The 23313-nt window shown below is 57.0% G+C and carries 23 protein-coding genes and 3 tRNA genes (1 of these 26 only partly in view); 14 read left to right on the top strand and 12 right to left on the bottom strand.

Annotation, left to right across the window (positions count from 1 at the left end; genetic code table 11):
• Both AC4FIA_RS04915 and AC4FIA_RS04920 read right to left on the bottom strand, forming a co-directional pair.
• A tRNA-Asp gene (locus AC4FIA_RS04915) sits at positions 1 to 55 on the bottom strand; it reaches 122 nt to the left of the window's first position.
• 30 nt (positions 56 to 85) lie between these two features.
• A tRNA-Asp gene (locus AC4FIA_RS04920) sits at positions 86 to 162 on the bottom strand.
• Positions 163 to 406: 244 nt separating this feature from the next.
• Here AC4FIA_RS04920 and AC4FIA_RS04925 point away from each other — a divergent pair.
• The 7 genes from AC4FIA_RS04925 to AC4FIA_RS04955 all read left to right on the top strand — a co-directional run bounded on the left by AC4FIA_RS04925 (position 407) and on the right by AC4FIA_RS04955 (position 7137).
• Positions 407 to 1402, top strand: a complete 996-nt coding sequence (locus AC4FIA_RS04925) for a LytTR family DNA-binding domain-containing protein (RefSeq protein ID WP_490364938.1) — start codon at positions 407 to 409, stop codon at positions 1400 to 1402.
• On the top strand, positions 1359 to 2012 hold the full coding sequence (locus AC4FIA_RS04930) for an ABC transporter ATP-binding protein (RefSeq protein ID WP_490364939.1): 654 nt from the start codon (positions 1359 to 1361) through the stop codon (positions 2010 to 2012). Before AC4FIA_RS04925 ends, AC4FIA_RS04930 begins: the two co-directional genes overlap by 44 nt.
• The gene (locus AC4FIA_RS04935; RefSeq protein ID WP_490364940.1) at positions 2009 to 4411 is read left to right on the top strand and encodes an ABC transporter permease; all 2403 of its coding nucleotides are present in this window, start codon (positions 2009 to 2011) and stop codon (positions 4409 to 4411) included. The genes AC4FIA_RS04930 and AC4FIA_RS04935 overlap by 4 nt, the downstream gene beginning before the upstream one ends.
• Positions 4401 to 5450: a lipocalin-like domain-containing protein gene (locus AC4FIA_RS04940; protein WP_490364941.1), complete on the top strand. Its 1050-nt coding sequence runs from the start codon at positions 4401 to 4403 to the stop codon at positions 5448 to 5450. The genes AC4FIA_RS04935 and AC4FIA_RS04940 overlap by 11 nt, the downstream gene beginning before the upstream one ends.
• Before the next feature lie 56 nt (positions 5451 to 5506).
• Positions 5507 to 5866 (top strand): hypothetical protein, encoded by a 360-nt coding sequence (locus tag AC4FIA_RS04945; RefSeq protein WP_490364942.1) that lies wholly within the window; start codon positions 5507 to 5509, stop codon positions 5864 to 5866.
• Between the two features lie 86 nt (positions 5867 to 5952).
• Complete coding sequence (locus AC4FIA_RS04950; RefSeq protein WP_490364943.1) at positions 5953 to 6546, top strand: copper chaperone PCu(A)C; 594 nt, start codon at positions 5953 to 5955, stop codon at positions 6544 to 6546.
• A gap of 3 nt (positions 6547 to 6549) precedes the next feature.
• Complete coding sequence (locus tag AC4FIA_RS04955) at positions 6550 to 7137, top strand: SCO family protein (RefSeq protein WP_490364944.1); 588 nt, start codon at positions 6550 to 6552, stop codon at positions 7135 to 7137.
• 33 nt (positions 7138 to 7170) lie between these two features.
• Here the strand turns inward: AC4FIA_RS04955 and AC4FIA_RS04960 are convergent.
• The 7 genes from AC4FIA_RS04960 to lon all read right to left on the bottom strand — a co-directional run bounded on the left by AC4FIA_RS04960 (position 7171) and on the right by lon (position 13595).
• A tRNA-Val gene (locus tag AC4FIA_RS04960) sits at positions 7171 to 7246 on the bottom strand.
• A gap of 173 nt (positions 7247 to 7419) precedes the next feature.
• Positions 7420 to 8991, bottom strand: a complete 1572-nt coding sequence (locus AC4FIA_RS04965) for a GMC family oxidoreductase (RefSeq protein ID WP_103908588.1) — start codon at positions 8989 to 8991, stop codon at positions 7420 to 7422.
• A 22-nt stretch (positions 8992 to 9013) separates the two neighbouring features.
• Positions 9014 to 9538, bottom strand: a complete 525-nt coding sequence (locus tag AC4FIA_RS04970) for a twin-arginine translocation signal domain-containing protein (RefSeq protein ID WP_490364945.1) — start codon at positions 9536 to 9538, stop codon at positions 9014 to 9016.
• Positions 9539 to 9589: 51 nt separating this feature from the next.
• On the bottom strand, positions 9590 to 9985 hold the full coding sequence (locus AC4FIA_RS04975) for a VOC family protein (protein WP_287473192.1): 396 nt from the start codon (positions 9983 to 9985) through the stop codon (positions 9590 to 9592).
• A 103-nt stretch (positions 9986 to 10088) separates the two neighbouring features.
• Complete coding sequence (locus AC4FIA_RS04980; protein ID WP_287473193.1) at positions 10089 to 10394, bottom strand: ribbon-helix-helix domain-containing protein; 306 nt, start codon at positions 10392 to 10394, stop codon at positions 10089 to 10091.
• A gap of 145 nt (positions 10395 to 10539) precedes the next feature.
• Complete coding sequence (locus AC4FIA_RS04985; RefSeq protein WP_490364946.1) at positions 10540 to 10995, bottom strand: HU family DNA-binding protein; 456 nt, start codon at positions 10993 to 10995, stop codon at positions 10540 to 10542.
• A 194-nt stretch (positions 10996 to 11189) separates the two neighbouring features.
• Positions 11190 to 13595, bottom strand: coding sequence for an endopeptidase La (gene lon, locus AC4FIA_RS04990; protein ID WP_490364947.1), 2406 nt, complete (start codon positions 13593 to 13595; stop codon positions 11190 to 11192).
• A 556-nt stretch (positions 13596 to 14151) separates the two neighbouring features.
• Between lon and AC4FIA_RS04995 the strand changes: the two genes are divergently transcribed.
• Genes AC4FIA_RS04995 through AC4FIA_RS05005 form a run of 3 tightly spaced genes read left to right on the top strand, consistent with a single transcriptional unit; the run spans position 14152 to position 17020 of the window.
• Positions 14152 to 15369 carry an NAD-dependent epimerase/dehydratase family protein gene (locus tag AC4FIA_RS04995; protein WP_488049798.1) on the top strand — a complete coding sequence of 406 codons (1218 nt, stop codon included), beginning with the start codon at positions 14152 to 14154 and terminating at the stop codon, positions 15367 to 15369.
• Positions 15366 to 16202 carry a glycosyltransferase gene (locus tag AC4FIA_RS05000; protein WP_490364948.1) on the top strand — a complete coding sequence of 279 codons (837 nt, stop codon included), beginning with the start codon at positions 15366 to 15368 and terminating at the stop codon, positions 16200 to 16202. The genes AC4FIA_RS04995 and AC4FIA_RS05000 overlap by 4 nt, the downstream gene beginning before the upstream one ends.
• Positions 16199 to 17020, top strand: a complete 822-nt coding sequence (locus tag AC4FIA_RS05005) for an NAD-dependent epimerase/dehydratase family protein (protein WP_490364949.1) — start codon at positions 16199 to 16201, stop codon at positions 17018 to 17020. The genes AC4FIA_RS05000 and AC4FIA_RS05005 overlap by 4 nt, the downstream gene beginning before the upstream one ends.
• A gap of 3 nt (positions 17021 to 17023) precedes the next feature.
• Here the strand turns inward: AC4FIA_RS05005 and tgt are convergent, their stop codons facing one another.
• A complete protein-coding gene (gene tgt / locus AC4FIA_RS05010) occupies positions 17024 to 18151 on the bottom strand; it encodes a tRNA guanosine(34) transglycosylase Tgt (RefSeq protein ID WP_103908597.1) in 1128 nt (375 codons plus the stop codon).
• A gap of 150 nt (positions 18152 to 18301) precedes the next feature.
• Between tgt and AC4FIA_RS05015 the strand changes: the two genes are divergently transcribed.
• The 3 genes from AC4FIA_RS05015 (at position 18302) to AC4FIA_RS05025 (ending at position 20062) form a co-directional block, all read left to right on the top strand.
• A complete protein-coding gene (locus AC4FIA_RS05015) occupies positions 18302 to 18664 on the top strand; it encodes an SUF system Fe-S cluster assembly protein (RefSeq protein ID WP_103908598.1) in 363 nt (120 codons plus the stop codon).
• A 202-nt stretch (positions 18665 to 18866) separates the two neighbouring features.
• Positions 18867 to 19553 carry a DUF3307 domain-containing protein gene (locus AC4FIA_RS05020; protein WP_287473200.1) on the top strand — a complete coding sequence of 229 codons (687 nt, stop codon included), beginning with the start codon at positions 18867 to 18869 and terminating at the stop codon, positions 19551 to 19553.
• Between the two features lie 125 nt (positions 19554 to 19678).
• Entirely contained in the window at positions 19679 to 20062 is a 384-nt protein-coding gene (locus AC4FIA_RS05025) for a HesB/IscA family protein (RefSeq protein WP_103908600.1), read from the top strand.
• A gap of 4 nt (positions 20063 to 20066) precedes the next feature.
• Here the strand turns inward: AC4FIA_RS05025 and AC4FIA_RS05030 are convergent, their stop codons facing one another.
• Positions 20067 to 20969, bottom strand: coding sequence for an isopenicillin N synthase family dioxygenase (locus tag AC4FIA_RS05030; protein ID WP_490364950.1), 903 nt, complete (start codon positions 20967 to 20969; stop codon positions 20067 to 20069).
• 120 nt (positions 20970 to 21089) lie between these two features.
• Between AC4FIA_RS05030 and tpiA the strand changes: the two genes are divergently transcribed.
• Positions 21090 to 21827 (top strand): triose-phosphate isomerase, encoded by a 738-nt coding sequence (gene tpiA / locus AC4FIA_RS05035; protein ID WP_490364951.1) that lies wholly within the window; start codon positions 21090 to 21092, stop codon positions 21825 to 21827.
• A 106-nt stretch (positions 21828 to 21933) separates the two neighbouring features.
• Here the strand turns inward: tpiA and AC4FIA_RS05040 are convergent, their stop codons facing one another.
• Positions 21934 to 23310 carry a TRAP transporter large permease gene (locus AC4FIA_RS05040; protein WP_490364952.1) on the bottom strand — a complete coding sequence of 459 codons (1377 nt, stop codon included), beginning with the start codon at positions 23308 to 23310 and terminating at the stop codon, positions 21934 to 21936.
• Positions 23311 to 23313 lie beyond the last annotated feature (3 nt).

Below are 23313 nucleotides of genomic sequence, written 5' to 3' on the forward strand. Positions count from 1 at the left end.
ACCCGCGACCCCCGGCGTGACAGGCCGGTACTCTAACCAACTGAGCTACAACCGCGCATCGCGCTGGACAGGATCAAGGCAGTGGTGGCGCGGTTGACGGGGCTCGAACCCGCGACCCCCGGCGTGACAGGCCGGTACTCTAACCAACTGAGCTACAACCGCTCACTGCTGCTTGATCGTCCAAGCGTGAGAGGCGTTCTACGCACGACCCCCATCCCCGTCAAGCGCTTTCGCGCGAGATTTTTCATCAATTATAACCCGCACCTGTCGAAGGCGAAAATCACGGTAGAATCAGTCGATTTTCGCTATTCATCGCGTGTATGCTTTTGGCACAGCGCCCAATATAGTTGTAATTGAACTTGCTCTTTCCGCTTACTAGGCCGCATACAAATGGCAGAGAAACGCCATGCCTACTTCAAAAAGTTTAAAATTAGACCTTTCTATCTGGGATCCGATCGGTGTCGCGCGGACCTTTTCGACATACGACGCCTACAAAGCCCTCGCACACCCGCGCACTTTGGTATTCATCTGCCTTTGCATTCTTTTGATGTCGGTGGCCGATCCGGCAAACCATTCCGCGAATCTGGGCCCGCAGCTTGTTTTCCTACTCTGGAGCGCGATCACCTGCGTCTTTCTTGCGACAAAAATCGCCGCGCATTGGCTGTTCGCCCTTTTTCAGAAACACGTCCTGCCGCTCCGAATCCCGTTGCCAGTGTTGACGTTTGCGTCGCTTTTTCCGGTGGTCGGCCTGTCTGAAAATCTTGCATGGCTGCTGTCCAAGCAAACCTTCGTGTCTCACTTCTGGCAGCAGTTCACGATTCTCTTCATCATCGCGTTCCTTCTCGAGGTGCTTTTTTTCCTCTTTGTGTTGCCAACACTGGGAATCGAAATACGCCAACAGGCCAAAGAAAACGCGCCGGCAGAACCGGAAGAACCGTCTCCCCTGCCCGCTCAATCAGAAGACGCCGCGCTGATCATCGGCACAGACCGCATTTCCATTGCCGATATCGTCTGTATCGAGGCGAAAGAGCACCACGTCTCGGTCCATTTACACGATGGCCTAATTTCGACCCGTGCACGTATGAAAGACATCGTAGCGCAAACCGACACAGATCAGGGGATCCAACCCCATCGGTCATGGTGGGTTCCACGCCATATGGCCAAAGAAACCGTCAAAGTGCCCGGGCGGCACGTATTGCGTCTGACAAACGGGCGCGACATTCCGCTCTCTCGTAATCGCGTAAAAGAAGTGGCCGAGTGGTTGACCGAGACGGCACAAAACACGGCAAGCACGCCAACGCCCTTTCAGTCGGAAAAAAACCACCTAGCTAGTGCCCCAAGAAACGACGAGGCCCGCGATGCTGTCAGCAGAAAACCTGAGGAAAGCCTTCCAAGCCAGTGACGGGGCCGTCGACGTCTTGCGCGGCGTCTCGTTAAAGGTTGCAAAAGGCGAAAGCGTGGCTCTGACCGGAGAGAGCGGATCGGGGAAAAGCACCCTTTTGCATTGCCTGGGCTGCCTTGAAGATATCGACAGCGGCACGATTTTTCTGAACGGTGACGCGCTTCATGATCTCGATGATGACGGCAAGTCGCAGATCAGGCGGCAAAAGTTCGGGATCGTTTTTCAGCAGCTAAATCTGATTCCCTCGCTGACAGTTGCGCAAAACCTGTCGTTCCACGCGCGCCTTGTAGGGCGCGACGATGCCGAGTGGACGCAGGAACTGGCAGAAAAGCTCGGCCTGGCGGCATTGCTTCACCGTTATCCAGAACAGCTGTCAGGTGGCCAGCAGCAGCGCGTCGCAATCGGACGTGCCATCGCCAGCCGCCCCGAGTTCGTTCTGGCCGACGAACCCACAGGCAATCTGGACGAGGATACCGCCGAAGCGGTCATGACCTTGTTGCAGGATTTGGTCAAAGAGGCCGGTGCAGGGCTGTTGATGGTGACCCACTCGGAACGCCATGCGTCTAAACTGGATCGCAGGTTGCATCTGAAAAACGGACTGATCGCGTGAACCGCGTCATCTTTAGCGCGCTCCTGTCGCATTGGCTGCGTCACAAAGTTCAATTCGTTACGCTTTTTCTGGGCCTTGCTCTGGCGACTGCCCTTTGGTCAGGCGTGCAATCGATCAATGCGCAGGCGCGGGCCAGCTATGATGACGCGGCTGGCAGCATAGGACAGCGCGGATATGATAAACTCGTGTCAGAAAACGGCGTGTCGCTGGACGATTTTGTCCGGTTGCGGCGCCTAGGCTATCTGGTGTCGCCCGAACTGGAAGGACTGCTGGTGGTTGGGGCAGACCGTGTCCAACTGACCGGTTTTGATCCGCTGACCAGCCCGCCGCGGGTGGGCATGGCCAGCCTTGATGAGCAAGGGCTGTTCGCCTTTTTATCCGATCAGGGGTTGGTGCTGGCATCGCCGGAAACGGCCAAAACGCTGACTGCCTTTTGGGGCGACGACGGGCCGATTGTTCAGGTTTCTGCCGAAATTCCCATCGGTCAGGCGCTGACTGATGTGACGACGGCGCAATCGCTGCTCAAAGCCGAATACCTATCGGCGCTGGTGATCGCCCCTGACCAACCCTTTGGCCTGCCGCCGATCACAAACTTGGATGGATACGCGGTAATACCAGCGCAGGGCACCGGCGATCTGGCACAGTTGACGGACAGTTTTCACTTGAACCTGACCGCCTTTGGCCTGCTGTCTTTTGCCGTCGGTCTGTTCATCGTTCAGTCAGCCATCGGACTGGCATTTGAACAACGCCGCAGCACATTCCGGACCCTACGCGCGATGGGCATCGGCCTGAAACGGCTTGTGACGCTATTGGCTGTTGAACTGGGGTTGATCGCCTTGCTTGCCGGATTGGTCGGCATCGTCCTTGGCTACGGTATCGCCGCGTCCCTTCTGCCGGGTGTCGCCGGTACCCTCAGGGGGCTTTATGGCGCGGCTGTCTCTGGCGATCTGAGCTTTGATCCGGTTTGGGCAATCAGCGGTTTGGCCATGACAATGGCAGGTGCCGCCGTCGCGGGGGCGCAGGCGCTATGGCGGGTTGTACGGATGCCGATCCTTGCGCCCGCCCTTCCCCGTGCGTGGGCAATGTCCTCGGCCAGAACCCTGCGGTTTCAGGCGTTTGCAGGATTGGGGCTGCTGGGCTTTAGCGGACTTCTGGCGATGTGGGGCTCGGGCCTGATCGCGGGCTTTGCCTGCCTTGCATCGCTTTTGATTGGCGCGGCCATCGTTTTACCCCCGATGACAAACGCCGTCCTGAAAATGGCAGGCAAGCTGCCACGTTCGCCGCTTGGCCAATGGATCGTCGCTGACACGCGTCAGCAGGTGCCTGCACTGTCTCTGGCCCTGATGGCGCTGCTGCTCGCGCTGTCGGCAAATGTCGGCGTGGCGACGATGGTGGGCTCTTTCCGCGCCACGTTTGTGGGTTGGCTTGACCAACGCCTCGCCGCCGAAATCTACGTAACCGCCCGCACGCCGCAAGAAGCAGAAGACATCCGGCGCTTTGCCGCGCCGCTCACGACCGCCGCCTTGCCCATCTGGTCCGTAGAAGCCACGCTGCTGGAACAGAACGTCGATATCTACGGCATCATCGATCACCCGACCTACCGCGATAACTGGCCTTTGCTGCAGGCAACCCAAGACGTCTGGGACGAAATCGGCACGGGCCAAGGCGTTCTGGTCAACGAACAATTCGCCCGCCGGAATGGCATCACCGTTGGCACCACTCTTTCGGTGACAGATACGTGGCCCCTGCCCGTGGTTGGCATCTATTCCGACTACGGCAACCCGCACGGCCAGCTGATCACGGCCCTCGCACCGCTAGAAAGCCGTTTTCCAAACCGGCCCAAACTTCGCTACGCCTATCGTATCGCGCCGGATCAGGCGGGGGAATTGGCCCGCGATATCCGCGAAAAGTTCAATCTGCCCGCATCCGCGGTCGTCAACCAATCGGACGTCAAACAGATGTCTCTACGGGTGTTCGACCAGACCTTTCTGGTAACCGGCGCGCTGAATGTCCTGACGCTGGGTGTCGCCAGCTTTGCCCTGCTGACCAGTCTTTTGACGCTGTCGACCATGCGGCTTCCTCAATTGGCACCTGTCTGGTCTTTGGGGATCACGACAAAGACCCTGTCGAAAATCGAATTCTGGCGCAGCCTTGCCTTGGCTGTGTTCACATGGATCCTGTCGATCCCGGTGGGGCTGGCGTTAGCATGGGTGTTGCTGTCGATCGTGAATGTCGAGGCCTTCGGCTGGAAGCTTCCGATGTACCTGTTTCCCACAGATTGGTTCAGGCTGGGCGTGCTGGCGGTTTTGGCCGCAGCAGTGGCCTGTTTCTGGCCGATCTACCGTCTAAGGCGCGTGCCCTCGGCGCAATTGCTACGGGTGTTTTCCAATGAACGTTAAAATCCTTCTGCTCCTTATTGGTCTTTTTCCCTCGATCGCATCCGCGCAGGGCTTTGCCGGTTTGGGAACCGAGGTCGACGGGTTCGCCGTTCCGGAACGCGGAACAAAGTTCACGTTTCCAAAAGATCATGCAGCCCACCCCGATTTCCGGATTGAATGGTGGTATCTGACGGCCAATCTGACCGACAGTGCTGGACGGGACTACGGCGTGCAGTGGACGCTATTTCGCTCGGCCAGCCAGCCCACGGGCCTGCCTGAAGACCAGCTTTGGATGGGCCACGCCGCTGTGACGACAGAAGACACCCATTACCACGCTGAACGGCTTGCACGGGGCGCAACCGGCCAAGCAGGCATAAGCCAGCCTCTAAATGCGTTTATCGATGACTGGTCGCTGGCTAGCGTGGCCTCTGGAAACAAGGATCTTCTCTCAGCAATCGACCTGACCGCGCGCGGGGCCGAGTTTGCCTATCAACTGAACCTGACCGCCAATGGCCCATTGGTTGCCCATGGCGACCAAGGCTATTCGGTCAAATCATCCTCGGGCCAAGCCAGCTATTATTACTCGCAACCGTTTTACGCGGTCTCGGGAACGCTCAATTTGCCAGATGGCGATATCGATGTGACCGGAACAGCGTGGCTGGATCGGGAATGGTCTTCCCAACCTTTGGCCTCTGATCAAAGCGGTTGGGACTGGTTCTCGCTCAATCTTGATAGCGGCGACAAGCTTATGGCTTTCCGACTGCGCAGCACGTCAGGAGACGACTACACATCAGGAACGTGGATCACCGCAGACGGCACCCCCACTGCAATCGACAACGGCGCAATCGAACTGTCGCCGATAGCCCAAACCACCACGCATGGCCGCGAGGTTCCGACCAGTTGGTCGGTAAAATTGCCCGAGAAGGACTTGGACATTACGGTAGAGGCCGTTCAGCCCGACGCATGGATGGACACACTATTTCCCTATTGGGAAGGCCCGGTCCGCATCACGGGATCGCACGGTGGTCGTGGCTATCTCGAGATGACAGGTTACAATTAGGTAATGCGTCAGCACGTCACTTTCGGCCACGTCGAAACCGTGTCATTCTTGCCGCCATGTTTGGACGACTCAAAAATCTGGTGATTGCCTGCCTGTCGGTGACGCTGTTCGCAGCGCTGACGGTCTATTCGGCGACCCAGATGGCGCCCGATCATGATGCCTTGATGCAAAAGGCCGAAATGATCTCGGCTGGCGCAACGCTGGCCGATATCTGTTCCGAGAACCTTGATCAGCACGATCATGAACACCGCTGTCCGGTTTGTAATGAACTGCCGCGGTCCGAACAGGCCCGCGCACCGGAAAGCATCATCAAGCTTTCGATCGCACTTGAGCATCACTACGCTGCGGACCTGATCACCGGCCCCCAGCTTCGCCATTCGCATGTCGCAGCCCGCGCGCCACCGGCCGCTGTCTGATTTTCCACATTTTCACCTGACAACGGGCCCTCTGGGCCGCCTACCGCAGCATGCACACGGCATCTGCGCGACCTTTGGAAAACGACATGACATTTTTGAACACATCCGCCCTGATCACAGGGTTTCTCATGACCCTCGCAACATCCACTTGGGCCGAAGACGCCCCCAAACCCATTCCCTTTCCGCCAAACCAGCAAGGCGGCGGAATGAACCATATGGATCACGGGGCCTATGCCCAGGGCATGCACGCCGTGGAAACTGTCGGCGATCTGGAAATCTCGGGCTACTATTCGCGCGAAACGCTGCCCAATGCGCCGGTCGCTGGCGGCTTTATGACAATCACCAACACCGGCAGCGCAGATGATCGCCTGATCGCCGCCAGCTCTGACATTTCCGGCCGCGTCGAAATTCATGAAATGGCTATGGAAAACGACGTGATGAAAATGCGCGAACTGGCCGACGGCCTACCGATCCCCGCTGGAGAAACGGTCGAGCTGAAACCCGGCGGCTACCACGTCATGTTCATGGAACTGAACAAAGCCCTCGTCCAAGGCGACACGGTCTCAGTAACGCTTGAGTTCGAACAGGCAGGCAGCACGACCATCACAATGCCCGTCGCCGCACGACAAGGCGGCATGGGTCACACCGGCCATGGCGGCCACATGAAGCACGGAAGCTAAATTATGACCAACCGCAAATCTACGTTTGTGGTCGCGGGAGGGCTGGCACTTCTGGCCCTCTTCGCAGCCCTCTGGGTGGTGATGATCATCCCGAAAATGAACCGCACTGCCGCAGACAGTCTAGGCATGGGCGACTACGCCCTGCTGACCACCGACCGGACACCGTTTACAGAAGACAGCCTGAAGGGCGCGCCATCGGCTGTGTTCTTCGGCTTCACCCACTGCCCCGAGGTCTGCCCGACAACGCTGGGCGATATCGCCGGGTGGCAGGCGGAATTGGCTGATCAAGGAAAAGAGCTGCGCACATACTTTGTCACCGTCGATCCAGAACGCGACACCATCGACATGATGCAGGAATACGTATCATGGGTGCCCGGCGTCGTTGGCGTGTCCGGCCCCGAGGACGAGATCAAGAAAGCCATCACCTCGTTCCGCGTTTATGCTCAGAAGGTGCCGTTGAAAAACGGTGGCTATACGATGGACCACTCGGCCTTTGTGATGCTGTTCGATAAGAAAGGGCGCTTTGTACAAACGATCAGCTACGGAGAGCAGTTCGACTCGGCCATGAAAAAGATCGACGCCCTGCTGTAGCAAGGGTGTTTGGTATCGATTTCAGGAAGAAAGTGGTGGGTGATGAGAGACTCGAACTCCCGACATCTTCGGTGTAAACGAAGCGCTCTACCAACTGAGCTAATCACCCGCCGTGGCGTGCCTTCTAGCTAAGGGCGTTCGGGCTTGCAAGACGTTTGTGGCAGTTTTGGAGAAAATTTTTCGCCTTTTTAAAAGCCACGAAGTTACCTTGAAAAACCTCGCATCACAGACACGAAAAAACGCCCCGATTTGGCCTCGGGGCGTTTCGATTTTTGGCAGGTTTTACAGGTTGCCCGCGCTCATTTCGCGGGCGATGTGATCGGCCTGACGGATAGCCAAAGCCACAATCGTCAGTGTCGGGTTTTCTGCTGCCCCTGTTGTGAACTGCGACCCGTCGGAAATGAACAGGTTCGAAATGTCGTGAGTCTGACCCCACTTGTTCACAACGCCATCACGCGCGTTTTCCGACATTCGGTTGGTGCCCAGATTGTGCGTCGACGGATACGGCGGCGTCGGGAAAACGCGGGTCGCGCCGACGGCCTCGTACACCGCGATACCCTGTTTGTAGGCATGGTTGCGCATCGCGATGTCGTTGGGGTGATCATCAAAATGCACGTTCGCCACCGGCAGACCATATTGGTCTTTCACATCGTGGTTCAGCGTTACGCGGTTGGTTTCCTGCGGCATGTCTTCGCCAACCAGCCACATGCCAGCCATGTTTTCATAGCCGTCCAAGGCAGTCGTGAACTCACGCCCCCAAGCGCCCGGATCAAGGAAGGCCGCCATGAACGGAATGCCCAGCGCCAGCGTTTCCATTTCGTAGCCACCGACGAATCCGCGGGATGGGTCGTGTTTGGCTTCGTCCTGAATGATGCCAGCCATGGTCGTGCCGCGCCACATGCGGACGGGTTTATCGAACACCGCATAAACCGAACCGGTCATGTGACGCATATAGTTGCGCCCCACCTGCCCCGAGCTGTTGGCCAGACCATCAGGGAACATCGAAGATGCCGAGTTCAGCAGCAAGCGCGGGCTTTCGAACGAATTGCCAGCCACACAGACAATGCGTGCTTTCTGAAGCTGCAGATTTCCATCCGCATCGAAGTATTCGACGCCTGTCACCTTGCCCGCTTCATTGTGAACGATGCGTGCCACATGGGCGCGTTCGCGGACTTCAAGGTTCCCTGTCGCTTCACCGCGCGGAATGTCGGTGTAGGCGGCAGACCACTTGGCGCCCCACTTACAGCCTTGGAAACAGAAGCCCGTTTGCTGACAGGCCATCCGTTCGTCGTTCCACGCCGAGTTGATCGCCATGCGACCGGTCGACACCTCTTTGTACCCAAGCGCGCGTGCGCCTTTTTCAAAGACCTTATAATTGTTGTTGCCCGGAAGGCCCTCGCGGCCGCCAGTGCGCGTTACGCCCAGTTTGTTCTCGGCCTTGGTGTACCACTGGTCCATTTCCGCCGGATCAATCGGCCAGTCCAGCAGGTTCGCGCCCTGGACATCACCGTAGGTCGTCTTGGCTTTCCATTCGTGGTCCTGAAACCGCAGCGATGCGCCAGCCCAGTGCGTTGTGGTGCCGCCAACCGCCTTAACGATCCACGCAGGCAGACCGGAAAAGTCCTTGGCAACGCGCCAGTCACCGGATGTGGTGCGAGGGTCGGTCCAGGCAAGCTGACCAAAGCTTTCCCATTCGTCGTTGATGTAGTCATCGGGCAAATAGCGCCCGCCCGCTTCCAGCGCGACGACCTTCACGCCCTTCTGGGCCAGTTCATTGGACAGAACCCCGCCACCGGCGCCGGTTCCGATTACAACGACAACACTGTCGTCATTCAGATCAAAAGGTGCAGCCATAGCTATCTCCTCCCACAATGGCTCAAAGCCAGTTGATGTCGTTGAAACCGCGCTCGATGTAGCCACCTTTCGAGTAGCTCTCGCCCTCATAGCCAAAGATCGGCCACACGGCCTTTTGGTTATAAAGGCCGGTCACAAGACCACCGCGGATTTGCTGGAAGAAGGCGCTGTCCTCCATCGAACGCAGGATATCGACGCGGTCGCGTTCCCATCCCGCCCCAAGGTAAGACCCATGACCGCGCCCCTGCGCCGCCGCATCCAACGCGGCGATGCCCACCGTAATGCCAGCGGCAGCATCAGCATTGTCGTAGCCTTTGACGGCCAGAACATAGTTTTCATCGGGGATACGGTCGTGCGGATAGATATCGCGTGCCATCTGGACCAGCGTGGCAAAAACCTGCGGGTCCAGATGAGTGGTTTCCATCGCCCAAGCGGCGTTCGGGGCTGCAATAAATCCTGCGCCGATGACGAATGATGCGCCAGCGGCTGTCGCTGACGACAAAAGCTGGCGGCGGGTTAACCCCCGCGGGCTTGCTGTGTGTGTCATGGGTCTCCTCCATCTCATGACAGTGTGTTCGGGTATTTCCGGCAGGTCAGATCACTTGAAGCGACCACCCCGCTCCAACACCTCGATTTCATAGCCGTCCGGATCGGCCACAAAGAAAAAGCGGGCGATCACATCGCCACCCGGCGCAAATTCGACCAGTTTTCTGGGATTCAGCCCTGCCTCGACAAAGCGGGCATGTTCGGCATCAAGGTTTTCGACCGACACAGCCAGATGACCGTAGCCGTCACCAAGATCATAGGGCTCTTCCCGCCCTTTGTTGACGGTCAGTTCCAGTTCGAATTCTGTTTCGGGATTGCTTAGGTAAACAAGCGTGAAGCTGTCGAAATCCAGTCGGTCGGCAACCTTTAGACCGAACGCTTGTTCGTAAAATTCCAATGACCGCGCTTCATCGAGAACGCGGATCATGCTGTGTATGGCTTTGGCCAAGGGCCCCTCCTGAATTGGTCAACGTGGTTACCAAGTCAGGATGACGCAGCGGCAGATCAGGCGGGTAGTAGCGTCATACTACACCTGAATTTTCTTCTATGGCCTATTCGGCAGCGATGGATTGCGACCCGTCATGATGGTCCGTCGCGTTGGATTGCGCCATAAAAACAAGGCACGCGGTCCGCAGAAGCGACGTGAAGTTCACAGGCTCGCCCCGTGTTTCAAGCACTTCTGCATGTAGTTTGGAAATAAAAGCCGGTGTCGAAACGCCGTCCGCTTCGGAAATCTGATCAAGGATCACCCAAAACGCGTTTTCAAGGCGCAGGCTTGTGCTTTGACCGTTCAATCGCAACCGTCGAGTCGTTGACGTGTACCGTTCCGGATCCTGTCCGGCGAAGACCTGGCACATGAGTAACTCCCTTCTTGGATGTGTTACTCAGCTTGTCACGACCGATGCCGCGACGTCCAGTCATCTTTCTGGATACGTATCGTGGGACCACCACACGCATACCTTTGCGCGTGGTGTGCAATCGAAAAGCAGTGGGATAAAATCCTCAGGCAGCGTCTTCGGATGTTTGGCTATCGTCTTTCGCGGCATCATGCAGGCGGATTTTGGCAACCATCACCTGTGTGCCATCGTTTTCCTTCATCCGCTGAACCTTCAGCTTGCCCAGTGGCGGCAAGTTGAATTCGCGACCATCGCCCAGCTCTTGCCCGAGAACTTCAAGCATAGCTTCGACAACCGGTTTGACGTCTTTCTTTTTCATGCCCGACCGCGCAACGACAAGATCGATGAATTCCTTGCGCTTCAGCTCTTCCGGCTCGCTGCTTTTGTTCAGGGTCGCGGCGACCGCCTGATCGATTGCTTCCTGCACTTCAAGTTCTTCTTTGACACGCACCTGATCGATGGACACGACCTGCGGCGCAGGCGCCTTGGCTTTCGTGGTTTTAGAAGCCGGAGCCTTCTTGGCAGCCGTAGTTTTCGCAGTTGTTGTTTTACGTGTTGTCATGCTCAATTGCCCTATTTTTATGATGGCCGCTTTGCACGGCACTGCACTTATGGGTTGAAGCAACCCTAGCAGACTCTGGCAAAAATGCAAAATGTGATTGGTAGATGCCTTAAAACGTTAATAATTTCTGAATAGCAAAAGCAAAGGGCCGCCCAATTAATGGGCGGCCCTTTTCAATCAATCACAAGCCTTGCTTAGTGCGCGATGGCGCCCGTTTTCTCGTCGGACTTTGACAGCGCCGCAGCAGCAGCTTCTTCAGCCTCTTCGTCCCATTCGATCGCCTCAGGCTCACGAATAAGCGCGTGCTTCAGAACCTCGGACACGTGCTCTACCGGAATGATTTCCAAACCGTTCTTCACGTTGTCAGGCAGCTCGGCCAGATCTTTTTCGTTCTCTTTAGGGATGAGAACGGTCTTGATCCCGCCACGCAGCGCAGCAAGCAGCTTTTCTTTCAGACCACCGATCGCCAAGGCGTTCCCGCGCAGTGTGACCTCGCCTGTCATAGCGATGTCCTTACGCACCGGAATACCGGTCAGAACGGACACGATGGACGTCACCATGGCCAAGCCTGCAGACGGACCATCCTTGGGCGTCGCGCCTTCGGGCACATGCACGTGGATGTCCCACTTTTCAAACTTGGGCGGTTTGACACCAATCTGCGGGCTGATCGACCGGACATAGCTGGATGCCGCATCAATCGACTCTTTCATGACGTCGCCCAGCTTACCTGTGGTCTTCATACGGCCCTTACCGGGCAGACGCAGTGCTTCGATCTGCAACAGATCGCCACCAACCGAGGTATAGGCCAGACCAGTCACAACACCGACCTGATGTTCGTCTTCGGCCAGACCATAGCGGTGCTTCCGAACGCCAAGGAAGTCAGGCAGATTTTCTGCCGTCACAACGACTTTCTCTGCCTCTTTCTTGACGATCTTGGTCACAGCCTTCCGCGCCAGTTTCGACACTTCACGCTCAAGGTTCCGGACACCGGCCTCGCGTGTATAGTAGCGAATGACGTCTGTCAGCGCTTCGTCCGTGATCTCGAACTCGCCGTCTTTCAGACCGTGGTTCGCGACCGCCTTCCCGATCAGGTGACGCTTGGCGATTTCCGCCTTTTCGTCTTCGGTGTAGCCAGACAGCGGGATGATCTCCATCCGGTCCAGAAGCGGACCCGGCATGTTGTAGCTGTTCGATGTGGTCAGGAACATGACGTTTGACAGATCGTATTCGACCTCAAGATAGTGGTCGACGAAGGTCGAGTTCTGTTCCGGATCAAGCACCTCAAGCATCGCGGATGCGGGATCGCCACGGAAGTCCTGACCCATCTTGTCGATCTCATCGAGCAGGATAAGCGGATTCGTGGTTTTCGCCTTTTTCAGCGCCTGAATGATCTTACCGGGCATCGAGCCGATGTACGTCCGACGGTGACCGCGGATTTCGGATTCGTCGCGCACACCACCCAGCGAGATGCGAATGAATTCGCGTCCCGTTGCTTTGGCCACGGATTTACCCAGTGATGTCTTACCAACACCCGGAGGGCCAACAAGGCACATGATCGGGCCCTTCAGCTTTTTCGAACGCTGCTGAACCGCCAGATACTCGACGATACGTTCCTTGACCTTATCAAGGCTGTAGTGATCGTCATCGAGGATCTTCTGCGCCCGCGCGAGGTCTTTCTTAACCCGCGATTTTGTGCCCCACGGAATGGACAGCATCCAATCCAGATAGTTTCGCACGACGGTCGCTTCAGCTGACATCGGGCTCATGTTCTTGAGCTTTTTGATCTCGGCCTCAGCCTTTTCCTTGGCCTCTTTGGACAGATCGGTCTCAGAGACGCGCTTCTCCAGCTCGGCCACTTCATTCTGGCCGTCTTCGCCGTCGCCCAGTTCCTTCTGAATGGCCTTCATCTGCTCATTCAGATAGTACTCGCGCTGAGTGCGCTCCATCTGGCTTTTGACGCGTGTCTTGATCTTCTTCTCGACCTGCAGAACACTCATTTCGCCCTGCATGTGGCCATAGACCTTTTCCAACCGGTCCGAGATCGCCAGCGTTTCCAGAATTTCCTGCTTCTGGTTCACTTCGATACCCAGATGACCCGCAACCAGATCGGCCAGCGTGGCAGCATCGGTTGTTTCACCAACGGCGCTCAGCGCTTCGTCGGGGATGTTTTTCTTGATCTTGGCATAGCGCTCGAACTCGTCCGCAACTGTGCGCACCAGCGCTTCGATTGCGGTGCTGTCGCCCGGCATTTCGGTCAACAGTTCGGCTTTGGCTTCAAAGAAGCTGTCGTTTTCTACGTATTCTTCAATCCGCACACGTGCCTGACCTTCGACCAGCACCTTAACGGTGCCATCGGGCAGCTTCAGAAGCTGAAGCACGTTTGCCAGAACGCCGGTCTGATAAATACCGTCGCTCTGCGGATCGTCCTCGGCAGGATCAATTTGGCTTGCAAGCAGGATCTGCTTGTCGTCAGCCATCACCTCTTCCAGCGCGCGTACCGATTTCTCGCGCCCTACGAAGAGCGGCACGATCATATGCGGGAACACGACGATGTCGCGCAGCGGCAGAACTGGATAGGATGCATTCAAAGGCTGTTGCATAGACTTTCCTTATACTTGGCAAGACGACCGCGTCCCAAAATCGGCAACTCAGATCGCCCCCGTGTCAGAAGGATAAACTGGGGTCTCGTCCGCAGTTTTTCAACTGCCCAGAGCATCCTTTGAACCTAGAATGACGCGCGGCGGGCATGGGTGCAAGCTGTGCATCAGGGCTTATTTCCAGAAAACGGCCAATCGCGCCGCCTTATCAGCGAATTGAAGATATTTTTTCGCACCGCGCGGGAATTTTACCGAGACTTTGCACAGTAACGCGCCGTTGCTCCCCAAGGTCCCACTGGTGATTTTTGGCGCTAAAATCCGGAACAATAGTAAATCAATACATCCAGCACGCGCATCAAGCAGGCGACAGCACCCAAGCCAATTCAGAAAAATACTGTTATTTATCAGAGATCAAACCAAATACCCGACAAGCAAGACCCCGCCAACCCCTTCAAAACAGGTGTAACAATCGGCATTTTAGCGTCATAAATCTGTAGCGAAACTGTTTCACAAAGCAGCAAGCACACGAACTGACGATCTGGGTTAGAGGAAAAAATTTATGAAAATTGCAATTCTGGGTGGGGATGGCTTCTGCGGATGGCCCACAAGCCTGCATCTTTCCAATCAAGGTCACGAAGTTCACATCATCGACAACCTGTCACGCCGCTGGATCGACACCGAACTGGGCGTGCAATCCCTGACACCCATGGACTCGATCCAGGAACGTTGCCGCATATGGAAGCAGACCAGCGGCGAGACGATCCATTTTCATCTGCTCGACCTTGCCAAAGAATACGAACGGCTGAAGGCGTGGATGATCGAACACAAACCCGACGCCATCGTGCATTTCGCGGAACAACGCGCCGCGCCCTATTCGATGAAATCCGACCGCCATAAGGTCTACACCGTCAACAACAACGTCAACGCGACGCACAACCTGATCGCTGCTGTGGTCGAGTCCGGCATTGATCCGCATATCGTGCACCTCGGCACGATGGGCGTTTACGGCTACTCGACCATCGGCGCACCGATCCCCGAGGGTTATCTGGATGTGTCCATCGACACGCCTAATGGCCCCAAGCATCAGGAAATCTTGTACCCGACGCGCCCCGGCTCGGTCTACCACATGACCAAATCGCTGGATCAGATCCTGTTCCAGTTCTACGCCCAGAACGACGGTTTGCGCGTTACCGATCTGCACCAAGGCATTGTCTGGGGCACGCATACCGACCAGACCCGCCGCCACGAACAGTTGATCAACCGGTTTGATTATGACGGCGATTACGGCACCGTTCTGAACCGCTTCCTGATCCAAGCGGCCATCGGTTACCCGCTGACAGTACACGGCACAGGTGGCCAGACACGTGCGTTCATCCATATCCAGGATTCCGTGCGCTGCATCGAACTGGCGCTTTCCGATGCGCCCAAGGCCGGTGATCGGGTTAAAATCTTCAACCAGATGACGGAAACACACCGCGTTCGCGATCTGGCGGAGCTGGTGTCGAAACTGACAGGGGCCGAGATCAAGTATCTGCCGAACCCGCGTAAGGAAGCCGCCGAAAACGATTTGATCGTGGACAACGACCAGTTTCTTGCTTTGGGCCTGAACCCAACCACGCTGGCCGACGGCCTGCTGGAAGAGGTCGTTGAAGTGGCCAAGAAATACGCCCACCGCATCGACCGGTCGCGCGTTCCGGCGGTTTCCGCATGGACCAAAGATATCGCGGGTCGCGTTGATCACGACCCCGAAGGCAAAGCGCTTAAATCCGTTTCATGAGCCTGCCGGACGATCTGAAACCAGAAGGCCCGCCCACATCGGTTCGGGCTTTCGTCACGCTCGTGACCAACGCGGATTTCGCGATGGGCGCCAAGGCTTTGATGAACTCTTTGCGGATGACGGGGACGGCGGCGGACCTTGTGGTCATGCATACCGAGGCCGTTCCTGAGGAATCCCTAGCCCCGCTACGGGATGCAGGCGTGCGCCTGATCAAAACCGAATTGCTGCCCACATCAGACGCGTTCAACCGCGCCCACGCCCGCGACGCGCTGCATGGCGCTGCGCCCTTCACCAAAGGCACCAAACCACCCTTCCACACGCCGCTGGATAACTTTGCCAAGCTCCGTCTGTGGCAATTGGATTATGACCGCGTGGTGTTTCTGGACGCAGACACCGTCGTGATCCGCAACATCGACACGCTATTCGACTACCCAGAGTTTTGCGCGGCACCCAACGTCTACGAAAGCGTCGCGGATTTTCATCGCATGAACTCTGGCGTTTTCACTGCGCGCCCGTCGCAAGCCACCTTTGATGACATGCTGTCCAAACTGGATGTCGAAGGCGCCTTCTGGCCGCGCACCGATCAGACATTTTTGCAAAGCTATTTCCCTGACTGGCACGGCCTGCCAGTGACTTACAATATGCTGCAATACGTCTGGTTCAACATGCCCGATCTTTGGAACTGGGACAGCGTCAAAATCGTGCACTTCCAGTATGAAAAGCCGTGGCAGGATCATGAAAAGGTCGAAAAACTGCGCCCATTGATTGACCTTTGGCACAGCTACCTGAACGGTGTTTCACCCGATTTATCCGCCTTGAAGAACCCCTCATGAAGATCGCGCTGACGGGGGCAACAGGGATCGCAGGCCAAGCAATTTTGCAAAACCTTGCCGCGCACGACGTGACCATTCTGGGCCGATCCCCCGTGGCGGGGCATAGCCACATAAATTGGTCACTCGACGCGCCAGCGCCGGACCTGAGCGGCTTTGATGCTCTGATCCACGCCGCCTTTCAGCACACCCTTGGCAAATACCGCGGCGGTGAAGGGGATGACCCCGCCGGTTTCATCAAATCCAATCTGGACGGAACTGTACGGCTGTTCGACGCCTCTGCCGCGCATGGGTTATCCCACGTGATCTTCCTGTCGTCCCGCGCAGTTTTCGACGGTTACCCCAAAGGCACCGCACTAAAAGAAGACCTGCCCCCTAAACCAACCTCACTCTACGGCGAGGTCAAAGCAAAGGCAGAGGCCCACCTTGCCGCCCTACCCCTGACTGGCATCACGCTCAGGGCGACGGGCTTGTACGGCAAAGGAAACGCCAACAAATGGGCGCCGCTGTTTGCTGATTACCTGTCCGGAAACGCGATTGAACCGCGCGTCGCGTCCGAGGTGCATGTGCAAGATCTGGCGCAAGCGTGTCAGATTGCACTGTCGCAAAACCAATCATCCACATTCCATGTATCGGACATCTTGCTGGATCGTCACGATTTGCTGAGAATGGTGCAGAACCTGACGAACAGCCCAAATTCACTGCCCAAACGCAGCGACGCTGACGTCAGCCAGTTGGAGTGCACGAACCTGAAGGCGCTAGGCTGGCAGCCGGGCGGGATGGAATTGCTTTGCCAAACGCTGCCCGACTTACTGCCTTAACCCTCAAAGCCGCTCGATATCACCTTCAGCGCGCTGGGCGTGGAATTCTGCTTCGAACTCTGCAAAGCGACCCGCTGCAATCGCGTCGCGCATTCCCTGCATAAGCTCTTGGAAATAGTGCAGGTTGTGCCACGTAAGAAGCATTCCCGAAATCATCTCTTGCGCGCGGAACACGTGATGCAGATAAGCGCGCGAATAGTTGCTGCACGCAGGGCATGTGCACTGTTCATCCAACGGGCGCGGATCATCCTGATGGCGGGCGTTCTTGATGTTGACCTGCCCGCGACGCGTCCACGCCTGCCCGGTGCGACCGGAACGGGACGGCAAAACGCAATCCATCATATCAATGCCGCGCTTGACCGCGCCAACGATATCGTCCGGCTTGCCCACGCCCATCAGGTAACGCGGCTTGTCCACTGGCAGCATATCAGGCGCGTAGTCCAGACAGCTGAACATGGCCTCTTGCCCCTCGCCCACCGCGAGACCGCCAATGGCGTAGCCATCAAAGCCGATGTCCTGCAGCGCCTTGGCGCTTTCTTCTCGCAGGTCCTGTTCCAAACCACCCTGCTGGATGCCGAACAACGCATGCCCCGGTCGATCGCCAAAGGCATCCCGGGACCGCTGCGCCCAGCGCATCGACAGGCGCATCGATTCAGCGATCCGGTCCTTGGATGCAGGAAGCGCAGGGCATTCATCGAAACACATCACAATGTCAGAGCCCAGTAACCGCTGGATTTCCATCGACCGTTCCGGCGTCAATTCGTGCTTTGACCCGTCGATGTGGCTTTTGAAGGTCACACCCTTTTCGGTCATCTTCCGCAGATCGGCCAAGGACATCACCTGAAAGCCACCCGAGTCTGTCAGGATGGGCCGATCCCAGTTCATGAACTTGTGCAAGCCACCCAGCCGGTCAATGCGTTCCGCCGTAGGACGCAGCATCAGGTGATAGGTATTGCCCAGCAAAATATCCGCACCGGTCGCGCGGACGCTTTCGGGCATCATCGCCTTGACGGTCGCGGCTGTTCCAACAGGCATAAATGCCGGTGTGCGGATTTCGCCACGGGGCGTCGAAATCTCTCCGGTGCGGGCGCGGCCATCTGTGGCGTGAAGGGCAAAGGAAAACTGTGTCATGGGTTCTCTCATGACCTATGCACAAAAAAATGCCAAGAGCACGCAAACGGTCGATTGCACTTTCGCAATGCAGCGATTTCGATACCCGCTCTTTACCCCCGTTTGCCTATTCCCTATATGAACGGTCAGGAACTCTGGAAGGATCAGTCGATGTCCGACGCAAACCCGCAGCTGGAAGGTGCCCCCCTGATTGCGCCCTCAAGCACCGATCACCCCCTGTATGATCAGGTGGTCGAGGCGTGCCGTACCGTTTACGACCCCGAAATCCCGGTCAACATTTATGATCTGGGCCTGATCTATACGATTGATATCGACGCGGAAAACGCCGTGAAGATCATCATGACCCTGACTGCACCGGGCTGTCCTGTTGCCGGTGATATGCCGGGTTGGATCGCGGACGCGGTCGAACCGCTGGCAGGTGTCAAACAGGTCGACGTCGATCTGACGTGGGAGCCGCCGTGGGGCATGGACATGATGTCTGACGAAGCACGCCTTGAACTGGGCTTCATGTAAGACCCTTAAAAACCACAATTTCTGAATTGGCCGGCATCGCGTCCGGCCTTTTTTGTGTCCCGAAACTTTAAAAAACCGTGCGAATGTGCGAAAACACACGGACGGACACAGATTGTGTCAGCACTTTTGAAAAAAACGATTATTTTTATTAGTTTGGCGAACGATCCAAAGATCGGCGTCCAAAGAATTTTGAGGTCTCATGATGAGCGACGCCGCTTTGCAGACGGCTCTTGCCTTATATTTGGGCCACTTGTTGGCTGATTATGTTTTCCAGACCGACGCAATGGTCGCCTATAAAAAAGACGCCAAGGTCATCGGCACCCACATCGGAATAGTCGCGCTTTGCAGCCTTGCCACGCTGGGTGGATCGCTTTTGGTGGTGCTGATAATTTCCGTGCTTCACTTGCTGATCGATCTTGCCAAGATTCATCTGGTGCGGGGCGGTTTCGGGTCGTACACGGTCGATCAAATTGCCCACCTGCTCTCGATTTTATTTGTTGCGTCGACTTTCCCGTTGGCCTTTGAAACAGGGATCTGGGGCCAGCTACCCGATTTCATCTGGCCTTGGGTGGCCGCCACCTGCGGCATTTTCCTGACCACATTCGCAGGCTATTACGGCGTAGATCTGGCGTTGAACAAACCGCATCGCCCACACAGGTCCGGTCAGCTTGTCGGGATCACTGAACGCCTTGCCATCTTGGTTCTGGGGCTGGAGGGATGGCTGATTGCGGCCCCTGTCCTACTGATCATCAAGCTTACAGCAAACAACAACAGGCTACGCGACGCGACCACCGGCAAGATCACCAATTTCGTCCGGGGATCGCTGGTTTCCTTTAGTTGGGGGATCGGCGCGACTCTGGTAACCCTTTATTTCCGAAACAATTTATAACTTGCGCTCAGGAACTGCGCATACGCGGCGCCTCTCGGAAAAATGAACCTGTCCAAAGTTTTGCCCCCCTTGTGTCACGGCGCTTGCAGCCCTAAATTCAGTAGTAAGTGACAGGAGAGCATTCCATGTTCAGCATTCCGGGCAAAACCCCCGTGACCATTACACCCGCAGCCGTTCAGCAGATCAGCAAGCTGATGGACCGTGAAAACCGTCATGGTTTGCGCATCGGTGTGAAAAAGGGCGGCTGCGCAGGCATGGAATACACCATGGATTACGTGGACGAAGCCGACCCCAACGATGAAGTCGTTGAACAGGATGGTGCCCGCGTTCTGATCGCGCCGATGGCGCAAATGTTCCTTTTCGGCACCGAGATCGATTACGAAACGTCGCTGCTGGAATCCGGCTTTAAATTCCGCAATCCGAACGTGGCCGACGCTTGTGGCTGCGGCGAGTCAATCAAGTTCAAGGACATCGAAGAACTTGAGGCTGAACGCGCAGCGGGCGAATAAAACCCTAGCTGGCCTTCATGTGCAGATAGGTTTCGGCAAAGCGCTTACCCAGATGCTCCCCCGCGATGATCGGGTCTGATCCCTTGGGGGCCACGTTGGTCTCGTAGTTCGGATTAAAGAACAACGGCACGGAAATTCGTGTCTCGGAAGTGCCTTTCACGCGGTGTAGCGTGGCCTTCACCTGCCCTTCCGTCCAGAACTCAAGCATCTCGCCAAAGTTGATCACAAACGTGCCCGGCTTGGCAGATACCGGCAGCCACGTGTCATCGCCAGACAGCACCTCAAGCCCCGCGACACCATCTGTGCCCAACAAGGTCAAACAGCCATAGTCGGTGTGCGCAGCGATGCCGAAATCCTTCTCGCCTGCCCAATCAGGCCGCTCGGGATAGTAGTTGCCCCGCAGCAGCGCCATTGGCCGGTCGAAGTGCTGATCAAAGTACCCGTCATCCTGTCCCAGCGCATTCGCCAGACCGCGCAGCAACACGCGGGCCACGGCCATCGCATCGCGGTAGTAGGCGGAAATGACAGTTTCAAATCCTTCAGGCAAATCCGGCCAGCGGTTCGGCGCATAGACGGCAAGGTCGGAAAATTCTGCGCCTTCCGGCAACGCAAAACCTGAATCGTAAACCTCTTTGTAATCGGGGTTGGCGTTTGGATCGACCTGTTCGGACTTGGGCGCCCCCCAACCGCGATTGGCCCCTGTAACAGCCATATTCACACGCTGTTTCTGATCCTCGGGCAGTTCAAAGAACGCGCGATACATCGCAAGGACTAGACCCATCCGCGCTGGCGTGATGGGGGTGTTGGTGACCGTAAGAAACCCGACCTCGCGCGCGGCTTTGGAAAGCTCCGAGAGGGTTTCAGGTGTACCCTGTTCAATATCGGCAAAGTCGAATTCGGGGATCATGCCAGTGCTCCGATCTGTGATCCCACCGATATTGCCCAACGGGTTTCCAGCCGCAAGTCGGCTTGACGTTTAGGCGGTAACGGGGAAGATGCGACCAAGATTTCAGGTAAGGGATACGACATGCGGATCAAACTGGCAGCAGGCAACTGGAAAATGAACGGCGTACAGGCCTCGCTGGCGGAGATCTCGGCGCTGTCCGGCCACGCTAAAGGGCCGTCCGAGGTCGCTATCTGCCCTCCCGCCACACTGGTCGCCGCAGCGGTTGGTGTTGCCGGTGATGTGGCGATTGGCGGTCAGGATTGTCACGCCAAATCGTCCGGTGCGCACACGGGCGATATCTCGGCCGAGATGCTGAAGGACGCCGGCGCAACGTATGTCATCACCGGCCATTCCGAGCGCCGCGAAGACCACAGTGAAAGCGATGCGGACGTGAACGCGAAAACCCAAGCCGGTTGGGCCGCAGGTTTGTCCGTGATCCTGTGCATCGGCGAAAGCCTTGAAGAACGCGAAAGTGGCGCAACGCTGGACCGGATGGCCGCGCAACTGGAGGCCTCGGTGCCGGATGGTGCCACAGGGGCCAATCTGGTCATTGCATACGAACCCATCTGGGCCATTGGTACGGGCAAGGTTCCGTCGCTGGATGAAATCGCCGAAGTACATGCCTTTATCCGCAAAACGCTGACGGATCGCTTTGGCGACGAGGGTGCGAAGATGCGCGTGTTGTATGGTGGTAGCGTGAAGCCGTCGAATGCGGCAGAAATTTTTGCCGTGGCTGATGTGGATGGTGCGCTGGTTGGGGGCGCGAGCCTGAAGGCCGCTGATTTTTCCTGCATCATCGCTGCCCTGAACGCCGCATAGGGGCTTTGCCCCCTTGGCCTACGGCCAATTCCCCCAAGGTATTTGGGGACAGAAAATACATGAGGTCAAAATGAAAGCGGCGCCCGATTGAGGCGCCGCTTTTGGTTCATTTGGTGATGATCTCGGGTCCCATCAGCATGGTCGGTAGCCATGTGGACAGGAACGGGATGTAGGTCACCATGATCAGGAAGACGAACAGCACCGCAAGGAACGGCAAGGCTGCACGCACCACCCGCATCATCGGCATGCCCGCGACGCCAGACGTCACGAAGAGGTTCAGACCAACCGGCGGTGTGATCATGCCGATTTCCATGTTGACCACCATGATGATGCCCAGATGGATCGGGTCGATGCCCAGTTCGATCGCAATCGGGAAAACCAGAGGCGCCACGATGACGATCAGGCCCGAGGGTTCCATGAACTGACCACCGATCAGCAGGATCACGTTGACGATCACAAGGAACATCACCGCGCCAAAGCCAGCAGACAGCATCGCGCCAGCGATGTGCTGCGGGATCTGTTCGTCGGTCAGCACGTGCTTCAGGATCAGCGCGTTGGCGATGATGAACATCAAGGTGATGGTCAGCTTGCCAGCCTCGAACAGTGTGTCCTTCGTATCTTTGTGCAAGAAGGCTGTGATCAGAGCGATGGGTTTGCGGATCAGGGACAGGTTCGCCTCACCTTCCGGACGGGACAGCGGCCCCATGTCGGAGTAGATGAAGTTCGCGATGATGAAGGCGTAAACAGCGGCCACAGCTGCCGCCTCGGTCGGGGTGAAGATACCACCATAGATACCGCCCAGAATGATCACGATCAGGAACAGGCCCCAAGATGCTTCACGTGCCGAGGAAAAGACCTCGCCCCAGCCCTGCCATTCACCTTTCGGCAGGTTACGGACGCGGGCGATCACATAGATCGTGGTCATCAGCATGAAACCAGCCATCAGGCCGGGGATCACACCCGCAAGGAACATACGGCCCACGGACACGTCGGTCGCCGACGCGTAGACAACCATAACAATCGACGGCGGGATCAGGATGCCCAGCGTACCCGCGTTGGCGATGACGCCAGCGGCAAAGTCCTTGGAGTAGCCCACCTGACGCATACCTGCGATCACGATGGAACCGATGGCAACAACCGTTGCGGGGGACGAACCGGACAGGGCCGCGAACAGCATACAGGCAAACACACCCGCAATCGCCAGACCACCCGGCAGATGACCCACCAGCGCAATCGAGAAGCGGATGATGCGGCGTGCCACGCCACCCGTCGACATGAACGACGACGCCAGAATGAAGAACGGGATCGCCAGCAGTGTGTAGTGGCCCGCCATCGCCTGAAAAAAGCTTTGGGCGATAGAGGCAAGCGACGTGTCAGACAGCACCAGAAGGAACACTGTCGAGGCGAAGCCAAGTGATACCGCAATCGGCACACCAAGCAGCATCAGCCCGATGATGAGGGCGAAAAGAATGACGACTTCCATTGT

Source organism: Thalassococcus sp. (assembly GCF_982780845.1).